Source organism: Siccibacter colletis (assembly GCF_025914095.1).
In the GTDB taxonomy this organism is placed as follows: Bacteria; Pseudomonadota; Gammaproteobacteria; order Enterobacterales; family Enterobacteriaceae; genus Siccibacter; species Siccibacter colletis.
The window spans coordinates 360,215-373,474 of the sequence record NZ_CP074352.1 but is presented as its reverse complement, the minus strand read 5'-3'; the positions used below and the strand labels follow the sequence as shown (position 1 = coordinate 373,474).

Below are 13,260 nucleotides of genomic sequence, written 5' to 3'. Positions count from 1 at the left end.
GTTAAAGAGCAGTGCGACGCGGCTTACAGCCTGCTGTCGCGAGGTGGCGTATATTACGCTTTCCTCTTTCAGAGTCAACCTCAAATTCGAAGTTTTTTCTCTGTGTCGTTCCGGCTTACGTTGTGAAGTGATTCACATTGCCGGGTCAACGGAGGCGCATTATAGGGATCCCAATTTTTTGCACAACCCTTTTTTCGATCTTTTCTTTCAACCGCTGCTTTTTCATTCTTTTTGTTCTGATCCTGAACGATCTGCGCAAAATATGACGCATTTGGTACTTGCCTACGCCCCTAATCCCCTCCAAAGTCATTAATTCATTACTTATCTGGATCGAGGTAACTATGACAATCGCTTTACGCTCCTATAAAGATAATCACCCTGAGCTGGGCTTACGTGTAATGGTAGATAGTACAAGCGTTGTGATTGGCGATGTTCGCATATCCGATGATGTTGGGATCTGGCCGCTGGTCGCGATCCGCGGCGACGTTAACTTTGTCGCTATCGGAGCTCGCACAAACATACAGGATGGCAGCGTGTTGCACGTGACCCATAAATCCTCCTATAACCCGGAAGGCAACCCGCTGTTGATTGGTGAAGATGTGACGGTGGGACACAAAGCAATGCTGCACGGCTGCACGATTGGCAACCGGGTACTGGTTGGGATGGGATCGATAGTTCTTGATGGGGCAGTAATAGAAGATGAGGTTATGGTGGGTGCCGGGAGCCTCGTGCCACAAAACAAGCATCTTGAAAGCGGATACCTTTATCTGGGCAGTCCAGTAAAAAAAATCCGCCCGTTAACACCCGCTGAACGAGAGGGTCTGCTCTATTCAGCAAATAACTATGTTAAGTGGAAAGATGAGTACCTGGCTCAGGATAACCAGAACCAGCCCTGATCGTCGTCCTGTTGATGTGCGATCATCTGCTCGGCCTCATCTTCCAGATCCCAGCGGTTGGCCTGAAATGCAGCCATCCACTCACCTGGGGTATCACCACCGAAACGACGCGCCAGGCTTGCCCGTGAAATAGCACAAGTAAGCTGCATACCGTGAGCCAACGCAGGAAAACAGATAGCTGCTTTTGCTTCTACCCACTCCTCGCGTTCGGGAAACTGAATGGCCTGGTTCATGCAGTGAGTTCACGCTTGAGCCGGGAAATCACCGGCGCTACGTCAGGCAGCTCACCATGCCAGAGTAAAACCGCATGTGCAGCCTGGCCCACCAGCATTCCCAGACCATCGGCAATATGCGTAGCGCCATGCGCCTGACACCACATCAGGAAGGGAGTCAGGCCACGCTGATAAAACATGTCATAGCAGCGGACCTGTTCATTAAGTAGCGAAGCGGGTAATGCCGGAATATCACCGGCAATACCACTTGATGTCGCATTGATGATTAGATCGAACTCACGTCCATCAAGCGCATCCAGGCTTACCGCTTCGACGCTCCCCGTATGACCGAACAGATGAGCCAGTTCTTGTGCGCGACTGGCAGTACGATTGGTAATAGTAACTGCGCACTCCAGGGACAGCAGCGGAAGGATCACCCCGCGCGCAGCTCCACCAGCCCCCACCAGCAAAATACGATCGCGCGGCTTAATCAAACCAAGACGCTGAAGATCGCTTAGCAAACCGATGCCATCCGTATTATCGCCAAGTAAACGACCATCTTCGAGACGCTTCAGGGTATTAACCGCACCGGCTAATGCCGCGCGTTCGGTCAGCTCATCAGCGCGAGCAAATGCCTGCTCTTTGAAAGGCACGGTTACGTTAGCGCCTTTACCACCCGCGGCTATAAAGCTTTCCAGGCTTTCCAGAAAGCCTTCTACGGGTGCCAGCAGGCGTCCATAGGGATGAGTAATTCCCAACTGCGCTGCAAATTCAGCATGGATCTGGGGAGACTTACTGTGAGCAACAGGATTTCCAATAACAACGTACGCATCCATAAGCTACCCCTGGCGAAACAGTTTACCCGTCAGGGCATCACGTATCTCTGAAGGATTGAGGCGCCCGCCCGTATCACCTTTCAGGACGGGAAACTCAGGGCCAAACTGGGCAATCACTTCCGCAACATCACGGCAAGGCGGCTGACCGGTCAGATTCGCACTGGTTGATACCAGTGGTTTACCAAAAGCGTTACACAGCTCCACCACCAGCGGATGATTCGTCACACGCACTGCCAGCGAATCGAACTGCCCGGTCAGCCAGCGCGGGGTGGTGGTTTTGGCCGGGAATACGAAGGTTACCGGCCCCGGCCAGCTGTCAAAAACAGCCTTTTTTTGGCTGGCGGTAAGCGTCGTATCATCAATATAAGGTTTAAGCTGCTCGTAGCTGGCGGCTATGAGGATCAACCCCTTTTCCACCGGACGCTGTTTGAGCTCAAGAAGGCGCGTTACCGCGGTTTCGCTGTCAGGATCGCAGCCGACGCCGAACACGGCTTCGGTAGGATAGGCGATGACACGCTCTTGCTTAAGTACCGCGACGATATCGTTCACCGTGTCGGTATGTAGATTAGTATTCACAGGCTTATATTACCGTCACCGGTTTTCCACATTGTTTACTGGCGCAGAAATGCTTAATACCCTGCGCCGTCTTTTTCTCGATGAGCAATGGATAGTGACACTCAGGACACTCTCCCGCTACAGGTTTGAAATTGATAACGAACTGGCATTCGGGATAGCGCTCACAGGAGTGAAACGTTTTGCCGAAGCGAGAGCGGCGCTGGACAAGTTGTCCTTTCTGACACTGCGGACAGGTGACTGACGTATCGTCAGGCTTATCAATAGTTTCGGTATGCTCGCATTCCGGATAGTTACCGCATCCGATAAACATCCCGAAACGCCCCTGCCGTAATACCAGCGTTGCGTTGCATGCCGGGCAATGTTGCCCCTCCAGAATTTTAACAACATGCCCATCCGCCTGGCTTTTCAAAGGGCGAACGTAGTTGCATTCCGGATAAGTTGAGCAACCCTGAAACGGACCGTGCTTTCCGGTCCTGATGACAAGTTCAGCCCCGCATTGTGGGCAGGGCTCATTGTTACGCACCGTAAAAAGTGCTGATTTGACCATAGCTATTCTGCTGCCTTAAAAGTTCAGTGCAGCATACCTTCATTTACTTCGAAGAGTAATTCTTCCATTTGCTGATAGGCATTTTCACACCCTGGCAAATTGAACAGAACCATCAGGATCACCCATTTGAGATCCTCAAGATCGAACTCCAGAGTATCCAGCGCCATCACACGTTCAATCACCATTTCACGTGTATCGAGGTTCAGCACCTGAATTTGCTCCAGGAATAACAGGAATCCGCGGCAGCTGGCGTCCAGACGCTGGCTCTCTTCGGTAGTGTATACACGGACTGAGAGCGGATCGGAAGCGAGCTGCATTGGCTCGACAAGGCCATCCTGATAATCAGCCAGCTTTTCCAGCCATATCAACGCGTTGTAAATATCTTCACGATCAAACCCTGCTTCGGCCAGATCGGTAGTCAATTTATCCTGGTCCACACGCATTTCTGCTTCGTTATGAATGTAGGTTTCAAATAAATACATTAGTACGTCGAACATGGCTTGCCCTCCTTAATCGGACATAGCCGCCGGGTACAGCTGCGATCCAGCCTGCTAACTCCAGTTCAAGTAGCTGCGCTACCGCAACTGGCACAGGCTGGCCGGCACGTTCAGCGACGACGTCAACAGGTGTAACCTCATCTCCTACGTTAGCTAACAGCTCAGGAAATGGCAATGGAAGGGCTTCCTGATTTAACAATTTATTTCCATTTTTTTCTGCTGAATGCAGCCAGTGTAATTCACTGTGCAAATACTCCAGAATATCCTCTGGTTGTGACACTAAAACTGCGCCTTGTCTGATAAGCGCATGGGTTCCTTCACAGCCCGGATTACCCAGTGGTCCGGGCAGTGCAAAAACTTCGCGGCCCTGCTCTAATGCATAACGAGCCGTTATCAGTGAACCGCTCCGGTGTGAGGCTTCGACGACAAATGTGCCTACGCTTAATCCACTAATAATTCGATTGCGCCGAGGAAAATTTCCGGGCCAGGGGGTGGTAGTGAGCGGAAATTCAGAAACCAGCGCACCTCCATTTTCGACTATCTCCTGAGCCAGACGCGTATGCCTTTTGGGATAGAGATGATGAAAGCCGCTACCCGGTACCGCCACGGTTTTTCCATGCGCAGCGAGGGCGGCACGGTGAGCCACACCGTCGATACCTAAAGCCAGTCCACTGGTGATCACCAATCCACTGGATGCCAGCGCTTCACAAAAGGTTCTTCCCCACTGCTCGCCATACCATGATTGATTACGGCTCCCTACCACAGCGAGCTGTGTCTGACTCAACAGCTTCGTGTCTCCTGCAACAAAAATCGCACCGGGAAACCAGTCAATTGCCCGCAGCTGCGGCGGGTATGCAGGATCGTCAACGGTAAGCAGAGCATGGTTGGGCAGTTCAAGCCAGCTCAGCGCTGCGTCAATATCATTCTCTGAAGGTTTGCAGAATTGCGCCGCCTGGGCTGCTGTCACCTGCGGACAAAAGGCGATGTCCGTCGTTTTCATCGCCCCGCTCAGCATGAAATTAGCAGCGCACTGCATCTGCTCGCCCTTCATTGACTGTATCGCCATCAGGCGTAACCAAATTTCAGTTGGCGACATTCCCTTTACCCCGCTCGCACACCCGCTATTGCCGGTTATGGATGCTGTCAATCAAGGGGGGATTTGTCTAGAATAGAGGTAAGAATCTTATCAACTCCTGAATACAGCTCTGGATAAATATGTCAGTTTTGCAGGTATTACATATTCCGGACGAGCGGCTTCGCATTGTCGCTGAACCGGTTAAAGAAGTGGATGCGCAAATTCAGCGTATCGTCGATGATATGTTCGAAACGATGTATGCCGAAGAAGGTATTGGTCTTGCAGCGACGCAGGTCGATATTCATCAGCGTATTATCGTTATCGACGTGTCCGACAGCCGTGATGAGCGTCTGGTGCTTATCAACCCTGAGCTACTGGAGCAATCCGGCGAGACGGGTATTGAAGAAGGGTGTCTTTCTATTCCGGAACAGCGGGCATTTGTCCCACGTGCAGAGAAAGTGAAAATTCGCGCGCTCGATCGCGATGGCAAAGCCTTTGAGCTGGAAGCGGACGGTCTGCTGGCTATCTGTATTCAGCATGAAATGGATCACCTCGTAGGCAAGCTGTTTATTGACTATCTGTCTCCGATGAAACGCCAGCGTATCCGACAGAAAGTTGAAAAGCTTGACCGTATGAATACCAAATCACGCGCGACGAGCTAACACCGAGACAAGGAATAACGTGTCCGATTCATTACGAATTATTTTTGCCGGTACCCCGGACTTCGCAGCGCATCATCTTGATGCGCTGCTCTCTTCTGCGCATCAGGTCGTCGGGGTATTTACCCAACCCGATCGCCCTGCCGGGCGCGGGAAGAAACTGATGCCGTCACCGGTAAAAGTGCTGGCACAGGAACATCAAATTCCGGTTTTTCAGCCTGCTTCATTGCGTCCGGTAGAAAATCAGCAACTTGTTGCCGATCTCAAGGCCGATGTCATGGTGGTGGTTGCCTACGGTTTGATCCTGCCGAAAGCAGTGCTGGATATGCCACGTCTGGGATGTATCAATGTACACGGTTCGCTGCTGCCACGCTGGCGCGGCGCGGCACCAATCCAGCGCGCGTTGTGGGCGGGTGATGCTGAAACCGGCGTAACTATCATGCAGATGGATGTCGGACTGGATACCGGGGACATGCTGTTTAAGCTTTCCTGCCCAATTAGCATTGAAGATACCAGCGCAACGCTTTACGACAAGCTGGCCAGCCTTGGTCCTCAGGGGCTACTTACCACGCTGGATCAGCTGGCGACAGGGAATGCGCAACCGGAAGTTCAGGATGAGACACTGGTCACTTACGCTGAGAAACTCAGTAAAGAAGAAGCGCGGCTCAACTGGAATTTGCCGGCTGAACAACTTGAACGTTGTATCCGGGCTTTCAATCCCTGGCCAATGAGCTACTTCGTGGTTGATGACCAGCCAGTTAAAGTCTGGAAAGCTACCGTAGTGAACGCTGCCAGCACCGCCGCGCCGGGCACTATTATTGATGCTAATAAACATGGCATACAAATCGCTACGGCTGACGGCGTGTTAAATATCGAAGAGCTTCAACCCGCAGGCAAAAAAGCGATGAAAGCACATGAGTTGCTGAATTCGCGCCGGGACTGGTTCATCCCCGGATCCGTTCTCGCCTGATACAGGCATGGTGACTGCCCGGCATTTCCGGGCATTTTTCTTTCTGACCCGCGCAGATCCAGATTGTAGCTATGAAAAAATCAATTAACCTTCGCAGCCTGGCGGCACAAGCCGTTGAGCAGGTAGTAGAGAAAGGGCAATCTCTCAGTAACGTATTGCCTCCACTGCAGCAAAAAGTGTCCGATAAAGATCGGGCGCTTTTGCAGGAGCTATGTTTCGGAGTTTTGCGCACCCTCCCGCAACTGGAGTGGCTGGTTAACAAATTAATGTCTCGCCCGATGACCGGCAAGCAGCGTACCGTGCATTATCTCATCATGGTGGGTTTCTATCAGATGCTTTACACCCGTATTCCTCCACATGCCGCGCTGGCTGAAACAGTGGAGGGCGCGGTTGCGATTAAGCGTCAGCAGTTTAAAGGTGTAATTAACGGTGTGCTGCGTCAGTTTCAGCGCCAACAGGACACTCTTGCTGACGACGCGATGAAGGGTGAAATTCGCTTTCTTCATCCGGCATGGTTGTTGAACCGCCTGCGTACCGCGTATCCACAGCAATGGGAATCTATCGTAGAGGCAAACAACCAGCGTCCGCCGATGTGGCTGCGCGTGAATCGTCAACACCACAGCCGGGATGCCTGGATTAGTATGCTCGAAGAAGCAGGGATCACCGGCTATACGCACCCTGACTATCCGGATGCCGTACGTCTTGAAACGCCGTGTCCTGTTCAGGCATTGCCGGGCTTTGATGATGGCTGGGTGACAGTTCAGGATGCATCAGCTCAGGGTTGTGTTTCGCTGCTTGAACCACAGAATGGTGAGAGCATCCTCGATCTTTGCGCTGCACCAGGCGGTAAAACAACACACATTCTTGAAGCTGCACCTCAAGCCAATGTCATGGCTGTTGATGTAGACGCAGGACGCCTTTCACGCGTTTACGATAATCTCAAACGTCTCGGTATGCGTGCGGAGGTTAAACAGGGCGACGGGCGCGAGCCAGGCAGCTGGTGTGGAGACAAACAATTTGACCGCATTCTGCTTGATGCCCCTTGCTCTGCAACTGGCGTAATTCGCCGACATCCTGATATTAAATGGCTGCGCCGCGATCGCGATATCGCAGAGTTGACGCAGCTGCAATCTGAGATTCTGGATGCTATCTGGCCACATCTCAAGCCAGGGGGTACCTTGCTGTACGCCACATGTTCGGTATTGCCCGAAGAAAACAGTGAACAGATCGTACGTTTTCTGGCACGCACAGCGGATGCAAAGCTGGGCGACACGGGCACAACAGCCAAACCTGGCTTACAGAACCTGCCTGGCGAAACGGAAGGTGACGGTTTCTTTTACGCTAAGCTAATCAAACAGTGAGGGTGCATACCCTCATAACTGAGTGAGACGCGATACAGATGAAAATAATCATTCTCGGTGCAGGCCAGGTAGGCGGCACGCTGGCAGAAAACCTGGTGGGCGAGAATAACGACATCACCGTCGTTGATACTAATGGTGAGCGTTTACGCATTCTGCAGGATAAGTTCGATCTGCGCGTCGTTCAGGGTCATGGTTCTCATCCTCGCGTATTGCGCGAGGCAGGCGCAGATGATGCGGATATGCTTGTTGCCGTAACCAGTTCAGATGAAACGAATATGGTTGCTTGTCAGGTGGCCTATTCACTATTCAATACGCCGAACCGTATTGCGCGTATTCGTGCGCCGGATTATGTTCGCGACGCGGATAAGCTATTTAACTCCGAAGCCGTACCTATTGATCATCTGATCGCGCCCGAGCAGCTTGTTATCGATAATATTCATCGCTTAATTGAATATCCGGGTGCGCTGCAGGTGGTGAACTTTGCTGAAGGCAAGGTTAGCCTCGCAGTAGTGAAAGCCTATTATGGCGGCCCTCTCGTCGGCAATGCCTTATCAACCATGCGCGAGCATATGCCGCACATTGATACTCGCGTGGCAGCAATCTTCCGTCACGATCGTCCAATCCGTCCGCAAGGCTCGACTATTGTTGAAGCTGGCGATGAGGTGTTCTTTATCGCAGCCTCTCAACATATTCGAGCGGTGATGAGCGAGCTGCAGCGCCTGGAAAAACCCTACAAGCGCATTATGCTGGTTGGTGGCGGGAATATCGGTGCAGGCCTGGCGCAAAAGCTTGAAAAGCATTACAGCGTGAAGTTGATCGAGCGGGATCAGCAGCGCGCAGCGGAACTTGCCGAAAAGCTTCAGAACACGATCGTGTTTTTTGGCGATGCATCGGATCAAGAACTGCTTGCGGAAGAGCATATCGATCAGGTTGATCTTTTCATTGCCGTAACCAATGACGATGAAGCCAACATCATGTCGGCGATGCTGGCGAAGCGTATGGGTGCCAGGAAAGTCATGGTGCTTATTCAGCGTAAAGCATATGTCGATCTCGTTCAGGGCAGCGTTATTGACATAGCTATCTCGCCTCAGCAGGCAACTATTTCCGCCCTGCTTGGCCACGTACGCAAGGCTGATATCGTTGGCGTTTCATCCCTGCGTCGCGGCGTAGCGGAAGCGATCGAAGCAGTAGCGCATGGTGATGAAAGTACATCCCGCGTGGTTGGCCGTGTCATTGATGATATCAAGCTACCGCCGGGTACTATCATCGGTGCTGTAGTGCGTGGTAATGACGTTATGATTGCTAATGATAACTTGCGCATCGAACAAGGTGACCACGTCATCATGTTCCTGACCGATAAAAAATTCGTCACTGATGTAGAGCGTTTATTCCAGCCCAGCCCCTTCTTCCTTTAAGCTCAGAGCGGCAAATATGCCGCTCTGCTCCTATTTCCCCTTGAAATATCAGGTTTTATTTTTGTGAACCGTGTCGCTAATAAATTGAAAACCCCCGATCCTTTGTTAGACTTAAAGGCATCCGCTGGAATAAGGAGTCATAAAAATGAGTTTTTTTAAAGAGTTTCGCGAATTCGCGATGCGCGGGAATGTTGTTGATTTGGCAGTGGGTGTGATTATCGGGGCAGCTTTCGGTAAGATCGTTTCTTCTCTGGTTGCTGATATTATTATGCCACCGTTGGGCTTGTTGATTGGCGGGGTGGATTTTAAACAATTTGCCTGGACACTTCGTCCTGCCCTTGGCGATACGCCGGCAGTGGTAATGCACTATGGCGTGTTCATTCAGAACATTTTCGATTTTATTATCGTTGCGTTTGCAATCTTCCTTGCTATTAAGCTGATGAATAAACTGCATCGCAAGAAAGAAGAGCCGAAAGCGGCGCCAGCACCATCAAAAGAACAGGTATTGCTGAGCGAAATCCGCGATCTGCTTAAAGAGCAAAACAACCGCCCCTGATCCCGCGTTTAAAACCAGAAGGCCAGTGGAAAAATAACATTTATTATTTTACCACTGGCCTCCCAATTACCCCGTTTTGCATGTTTCCCTTTCCGTTGGTAACTTCCTTTCCCTTTATGATTCTTCTCAATCCGCTGTCGAAATAAAGGGTCATGCAGTAACGCCTCGATAGCATTGTCGTTAATCTTACCTTTAGTATGTTGATACCGGCTCATTATTAAATTCCTTAGATTTTAGTGCGGCGAAATTGTAGTCACGGGTAGCCATAAATTCAACGCCGTGGTTCAAAATCTTTTGCACCTTGCTCAATAGCTTCCAGGATTGAACACGATACGCTGCTATGCGCGGTACCACAGCAGGCGTCATTAAGTCGCTGTAAAGAACGCTTCATCTTTTGCAACTCATCGATACGCGTCTCAACCTCCTGTAGACGCATCTGCACAATACTTTTTGACTCCTGACAGGTGTGATGTTCTGGATCGATGCGAATCGATAACAATTCCCGGATAGCCTCGAGAGTAAATCCGGTTTCCCGTGCATAGCGGATAAACTTCAATCGCTGTAGGTCCTCTGCGTCATAAAGCCGAAACCCGCCTTCCGTTCTAATGTTATGCGCCATCATCTTTTGCTTTTCGTAGTAACGAATAGTATCGGGCGTAACGCCAGCTATCTTTGCTAACTCACCGATGCGGTACATTAATTACCCTCCACTCGATCTATTACATGCTGACCATAGTCACTACGCAGGAAATCAGTGCTGACACCTGCCTGCTGAAGCTTGAGTTCCAGTAATGCGAGCTTTTTACTCAAGGCAATTCGGTCCGGATGACAGGGTTCGATAGAATTCAGAAGCTCATTTAGTTGCACCGCTTCGCGTCGTTGTTCGAGTTCAGGTGGTAAATAGCCAGCATTTTTTAAAAGGCGATAGCCAGCCCTAAGTTCTGAAGGCACATGTGAATCATCATCCAGTACCAGTCTCTGCCCTTGCCCCTGTAACTTATCGAATTCACCATTACGCATGGCTTCAGCTATGTGACTTTCTGCCCATTGATCGAGTAAGTTCATTTCATGCTCCTGGTAGCCTTGCCACAGTCAGAGAAGAAAACATACTCTGAAAAAGAGATAAAAAAAAACCCGCCGAGGCGGGTTTTTTCTGTTGCTACAGATTACTCTGCAGCTGCTTCTGTTTTCTCAGCGCGGTCAACCAGCTCGATGTAAGCCATCGGCGCGTTGTCGCCTGCACGGAAGCCACACTTCAGAATACGAGTGTAACCACCGGCACGGGCCGCAAAACGCGGACCCAGCTCGTTAAACAGTTTTGCCACGATCTCGTTATCACGAGTGCGGGCGAATGCCAGACGACGATTTGCAACGCTGTCAGTCTTGGCAAGAGTAATCAGCGGCTCAACTACGCGACGCAGCTCTTTCGCTTTAGGCAGGGTCGTCTTGATGATCTCATGACGAACCAGAGAACCTGCCATGTTGCGGAACATAGCCTGGCGATGGCTGCTGTTGCGGTTCAGTTGACGACCACTCTTACGATGGCGCATGACCTTATCCTTCTCAGTAAAACCTTAACCTGTGATCCGGTTACTCGTCAGCAATGCTTGCCGGCGGCCAGTTTTCCAGGCGCATACCCAGAGACAGACCACGTGAGGCGAGCACGTCTTTAATCTCAGTAAGAGATTTTTTACCAAGGTTCGGCGTTTTCAGCAACTCAACCTCGGTACGCTGTACCAGATCACCGATATAGTGGATAGCTTCTGCCTTGAGGCAGTTAGCAGAGCGGACAGTCAATTCCAGATCGTCAACAGGGCGCAGCAGGATCGGATCGAACTCTGGTTTCTCTTCTTTAACTTCTGGCTGACGTACATCACGTAAGTCAACGAAAGCTTCAAGTTGTTCTGCCAGAATGGTCGCCGCACGACGAATCGCCTCTTCAGGATCGATAGTGCCGTTGGTTTCCATTTCGATGACCAGCTTGTCCAGGTCGGTACGCTGTTCTACACGCGCTGCTTCAACATTGTAGGCAATACGCTCTACAGGGCTGTAGCAAGCGTCGACCAACAGACGGCCGATCGGGCGCTCATCTTCTTCCGAATGAATTCGGGCAGATGCCGGCACATAACCACGACCACGCTGAACTTTGATGCGCATGCTAATAGCTGCGTTCTCATCGGTCAGGTGACAGATCACGTGCTGTGGCTTGACGATTTCGACATCACCGTCGTGGGTGATGTCGGCTGCGGTTACAGGGCCAATGCCAGATTTATTCAGGGTAAGAATAACTTCATCTTTACCTTGAACTTTCACCGCCAGCCCTTTCAGGTTGAGCAGGATCTCCAGGATATCTTCCTGAACGCCTTCTTTGGTGCTGTACTCATGTAGTACACCATCAATCTCAACCTCGGTCACCGCGCAACCCGGCATCGACGAAAGCAGAATACGGCGCAGTGCGTTACCCAGAGTATGGCCAAAGCCACGCTCTAAAGGCTCAAGGGTCACCTTGGCGTGCGTCGAACTCACTTGCTCGATATCTACCAGGCGCGGTTTTAGAAACTCTGTCACAGAACCCTGCATTGTGTCCTCTCTTTGGTACTAAGCTTTACTTGGAGTAAAGCTCGACGATCAGGTGTTCGTTAATGTCCGCAGACAGATCAGAACGCTCCGGCTTACGCTTGAACGTACCTTCCATCTTGCCAGCATCAACTTCCAGCCAGGTTGGCTTTTCACGCTGTTCAGCCAGCTCCAGAGCGGCCTTCACGCGAGATTGCTTTTTGGCTTTCTCACGGATGCTGACTACGTCATTCGGAGTTACCTGATAAGAAGCGATGTTAACAACGCGGCCGTTAACCATAACTGCTTTATGGCTAACCAGCTGACGTGCTTCTGCGCGAGTAGCGCCAAAGCCCATACGATAAACTACGTTGTCCAGACGGCCTTCCAGCAGAGCAAGCAGGTTTTCACCGGTGTTGCCTTTCAGACGGGCTGCTTCTTTATAGTAGTTACGGAACTGACGCTCCAGCACACCGTAGATACGGCGAACTTTTTGCTTTTCACGCAACTGCACACCATAGTCAGACAGACGCGGTTTACGCGCACCGTGCTGGCCAGGAGCTTGTTCAATTTTACACTTGGTATCGATCGCGCGAACGCCAGACTTAAGGAACAGGTCTGTGCCCTCACGACGGCTCAGCTTGAGCTTAGGACCCAAATATCTTGCCATTTTCTTTCTCCAACATTCCTAAAAACGGGCGTTATACGCGACGTTTTTTCGGCGGACGACAACCGTTGTGAGGGATCGGAGTCACATCAGTAATATTAGTGATGCGGAAACCAGCGGCGTTCAGAGCACGAATAGTAGATTCGCGGCCCGGACCCGGTCCCTTAACCATAACTTCCAGGTTCTTGATACCGTATTCTTTCACGGCTTCAGCGCAACGCTCTGCTGCAACCTGAGCTGCGAACGGAGTGGATTTACGCGAACCACGGAAACCGGAACCACCGGCAGTTGCCCAACCCAAAGCGTTACCCTGACGATCAGTAATAGTAACGATGGTGTTGTTGAAAGAAGCATGGATATGAGCCACGCCGTCAGAGACTTGTTTTCTTACACGTTTACGTGCACGAATTGGTGCCTTTGCCATTATTCAATCACCC

Annotated in this window: 18 protein-coding genes and 1 pseudogene; 6 read left to right on the top strand and 13 right to left on the bottom strand. The window is 51.1% G+C overall.

Annotation, left to right across the window (positions count from 1 at the left end; all coding sequences use genetic code 11):
• The first annotated feature begins 341 nt into the window (after positions 1-341).
• The gene (locus KFZ77_RS01870; RefSeq protein WP_264385290.1) at positions 342-896 is read left to right on the top strand and encodes a gamma carbonic anhydrase family protein; all 555 of its coding nucleotides are present in this window, start codon (positions 342-344) and stop codon (positions 894-896) included.
• Here KFZ77_RS01870 and KFZ77_RS01865 read toward each other — a convergent pair.
• The 6 genes from KFZ77_RS01865 to dprA are packed head-to-tail and all read right to left on the bottom strand — an operon-like array spanning position 872 to position 4,660.
• Entirely contained in the window at positions 872-1,129 is a 258-nt protein-coding gene (locus KFZ77_RS01865) for a DUF1488 family protein (RefSeq protein ID WP_264385289.1), read from the bottom strand. The two genes, KFZ77_RS01870 and KFZ77_RS01865, sit on opposite strands and share 25 nt — an antisense overlap.
• On the bottom strand, positions 1,126-1,944 hold the full coding sequence (gene aroE, locus KFZ77_RS01860; protein WP_264385288.1) for a shikimate dehydrogenase: 819 nt from the start codon (positions 1,942-1,944) through the stop codon (positions 1,126-1,128). The genes KFZ77_RS01865 and aroE overlap by 4 nt, the downstream gene beginning before the upstream one ends.
• 3 nt (positions 1,945-1,947) lie before the next feature.
• Positions 1,948-2,520, bottom strand: a complete 573-nt coding sequence (gene tsaC, locus KFZ77_RS01855) for an L-threonylcarbamoyladenylate synthase type 1 TsaC (RefSeq protein ID WP_264385287.1) — start codon at positions 2,518-2,520, stop codon at positions 1,948-1,950.
• A gap of 4 nt (positions 2,521-2,524) precedes the next feature.
• On the bottom strand, positions 2,525-3,067 hold the full coding sequence (locus tag KFZ77_RS01850) for a DNA topoisomerase family protein (protein ID WP_072002053.1): 543 nt from the start codon (positions 3,065-3,067) through the stop codon (positions 2,525-2,527).
• A gap of 23 nt (positions 3,068-3,090) precedes the next feature.
• A complete protein-coding gene (gene smg / locus KFZ77_RS01845) occupies positions 3,091-3,564 on the bottom strand; it encodes a DUF494 family protein Smg (protein ID WP_031523934.1) in 474 nt (157 codons plus the stop codon).
• Positions 3,536-4,660 (bottom strand): DNA-protecting protein DprA, encoded by a 1,125-nt coding sequence (dprA, locus tag KFZ77_RS01840; RefSeq protein WP_264385286.1) that lies wholly within the window; start codon positions 4,658-4,660, stop codon positions 3,536-3,538. Before dprA ends, smg begins: the two co-directional genes overlap by 29 nt.
• Before the next feature lie 119 nt (positions 4,661-4,779).
• Between dprA and def the strand changes: the two genes are divergently transcribed.
• The 5 genes from def (at position 4,780) to mscL (ending at position 9,600) form a co-directional block, all read left to right on the top strand.
• Entirely contained in the window at positions 4,780-5,301 is a 522-nt protein-coding gene (gene def / locus KFZ77_RS01835) for a peptide deformylase (RefSeq protein WP_264385285.1), read from the top strand.
• 19 nt (positions 5,302-5,320) lie between these two features.
• Positions 5,321-6,268 (top strand): methionyl-tRNA formyltransferase, encoded by a 948-nt coding sequence (fmt, locus tag KFZ77_RS01830; protein ID WP_264385284.1) that lies wholly within the window; start codon positions 5,321-5,323, stop codon positions 6,266-6,268.
• A 71-nt stretch (positions 6,269-6,339) separates the two neighbouring features.
• Entirely contained in the window at positions 6,340-7,629 is a 1,290-nt protein-coding gene (gene rsmB / locus KFZ77_RS01825; RefSeq protein WP_264385283.1) for a 16S rRNA (cytosine(967)-C(5))-methyltransferase RsmB, read from the top strand.
• A 38-nt stretch (positions 7,630-7,667) separates the two neighbouring features.
• On the top strand, positions 7,668-9,044 hold the full coding sequence (trkA, locus tag KFZ77_RS01820) for a Trk system potassium transporter TrkA (protein ID WP_031523921.1): 1,377 nt from the start codon (positions 7,668-7,670) through the stop codon (positions 9,042-9,044).
• Between the two features lie 145 nt (positions 9,045-9,189).
• The gene (gene mscL / locus KFZ77_RS01815; protein ID WP_031523920.1) at positions 9,190-9,600 is read left to right on the top strand and encodes a large-conductance mechanosensitive channel protein MscL; all 411 of its coding nucleotides are present in this window, start codon (positions 9,190-9,192) and stop codon (positions 9,598-9,600) included.
• 3 nt (positions 9,601-9,603) lie between these two features.
• On the opposite strand, the pseudogene KFZ77_RS01810 reads toward mscL, so the two are convergent.
• From KFZ77_RS01810 to rpsK, 7 genes and pseudogenes are all read right to left on the bottom strand, one after another.
• Positions 9,604-9,815 (bottom strand): annotated as a pseudogene (locus KFZ77_RS01810) (alternative ribosome-rescue factor A); the annotation flags it as partial.
• A gap of 56 nt (positions 9,816-9,871) precedes the next feature.
• Entirely contained in the window at positions 9,872-10,297 is a 426-nt protein-coding gene (gene zntR / locus KFZ77_RS01805) for a Zn(2+)-responsive transcriptional regulator (RefSeq protein WP_031523918.1), read from the bottom strand.
• The gene (locus tag KFZ77_RS01800; RefSeq protein ID WP_264385282.1) at positions 10,297-10,665 is read right to left on the bottom strand and encodes a DnaJ family domain-containing protein; all 369 of its coding nucleotides are present in this window, start codon (positions 10,663-10,665) and stop codon (positions 10,297-10,299) included. Before KFZ77_RS01800 ends, zntR begins: the two co-directional genes overlap by 1 nt.
• Before the next feature lie 101 nt (positions 10,666-10,766).
• Complete coding sequence (rplQ, locus tag KFZ77_RS01795; RefSeq protein WP_024549511.1) at positions 10,767-11,150, bottom strand: 50S ribosomal protein L17; 384 nt, start codon at positions 11,148-11,150, stop codon at positions 10,767-10,769.
• Between the two features lie 40 nt (positions 11,151-11,190).
• On the bottom strand, positions 11,191-12,180 hold the full coding sequence (locus KFZ77_RS01790; RefSeq protein WP_006817265.1) for a DNA-directed RNA polymerase subunit alpha: 990 nt from the start codon (positions 12,178-12,180) through the stop codon (positions 11,191-11,193).
• Between the two features lie 25 nt (positions 12,181-12,205).
• Complete coding sequence (gene rpsD / locus KFZ77_RS01785; protein ID WP_031523916.1) at positions 12,206-12,826, bottom strand: 30S ribosomal protein S4; 621 nt, start codon at positions 12,824-12,826, stop codon at positions 12,206-12,208.
• A 31-nt stretch (positions 12,827-12,857) separates the two neighbouring features.
• Positions 12,858-13,247 (bottom strand): 30S ribosomal protein S11, encoded by a 390-nt coding sequence (gene rpsK / locus KFZ77_RS01780; RefSeq protein ID WP_002919257.1) that lies wholly within the window; start codon positions 13,245-13,247, stop codon positions 12,858-12,860.
• Positions 13,248-13,260: the final 13 nt, after the last annotated feature.

Excerpts from the sequence above, each read along its gene's own strand:
- KFZ77_RS01870 (WP_264385290.1), top strand. The coding sequence starts at position 342 with ATGACAATCGCTTTACGCTCCTATAAAGATAATCACCCTGAGCTGGGC.
- KFZ77_RS01865 (WP_264385289.1), bottom strand. The coding sequence starts at position 1,129 with ATGAACCAGGCCATTCAGTTTCCCGAACGCGAGGAGTGGGTAGAAGCA.
- aroE (WP_264385288.1), bottom strand. The coding sequence starts at position 1,944 with ATGGATGCGTACGTTGTTATTGGAAATCCTGTTGCTCACAGTAAGTCT.
- KFZ77_RS01850 (WP_072002053.1), bottom strand. The coding sequence starts at position 3,067 with ATGGTCAAATCAGCACTTTTTACGGTGCGTAACAATGAGCCCTGCCCA.
- smg (WP_031523934.1), bottom strand. The coding sequence starts at position 3,564 with ATGTTCGACGTACTAATGTATTTATTTGAAACCTACATTCATAACGAA.
- dprA (WP_264385286.1), bottom strand. The coding sequence starts at position 4,660 with ATGTCGCCAACTGAAATTTGGTTACGCCTGATGGCGATACAGTCAATG.
- def (WP_264385285.1), top strand. The coding sequence starts at position 4,780 with ATGTCAGTTTTGCAGGTATTACATATTCCGGACGAGCGGCTTCGCATT.
- rsmB (WP_264385283.1), top strand. The coding sequence starts at position 6,340 with ATGAAAAAATCAATTAACCTTCGCAGCCTGGCGGCACAAGCCGTTGAG.
- trkA (WP_031523921.1), top strand. The coding sequence starts at position 7,668 with ATGAAAATAATCATTCTCGGTGCAGGCCAGGTAGGCGGCACGCTGGCA.
- mscL (WP_031523920.1), top strand. The coding sequence starts at position 9,190 with ATGAGTTTTTTTAAAGAGTTTCGCGAATTCGCGATGCGCGGGAATGTT.
- zntR (WP_031523918.1), bottom strand. The coding sequence starts at position 10,297 with ATGTACCGCATCGGTGAGTTAGCAAAGATAGCTGGCGTTACGCCCGAT.
- KFZ77_RS01800 (WP_264385282.1), bottom strand. The coding sequence starts at position 10,665 with ATGAACTTACTCGATCAATGGGCAGAAAGTCACATAGCTGAAGCCATG.
- rplQ (WP_024549511.1), bottom strand. The coding sequence starts at position 11,150 with ATGCGCCATCGTAAGAGTGGTCGTCAACTGAACCGCAACAGCAGCCAT.
- KFZ77_RS01790 (WP_006817265.1), bottom strand. The coding sequence starts at position 12,180 with ATGCAGGGTTCTGTGACAGAGTTTCTAAAACCGCGCCTGGTAGATATC.
- rpsD (WP_031523916.1), bottom strand. The coding sequence starts at position 12,826 with ATGGCAAGATATTTGGGTCCTAAGCTCAAGCTGAGCCGTCGTGAGGGC.
- rpsK (WP_002919257.1), bottom strand. The coding sequence starts at position 13,247 with ATGGCAAAGGCACCAATTCGTGCACGTAAACGTGTAAGAAAACAAGTC.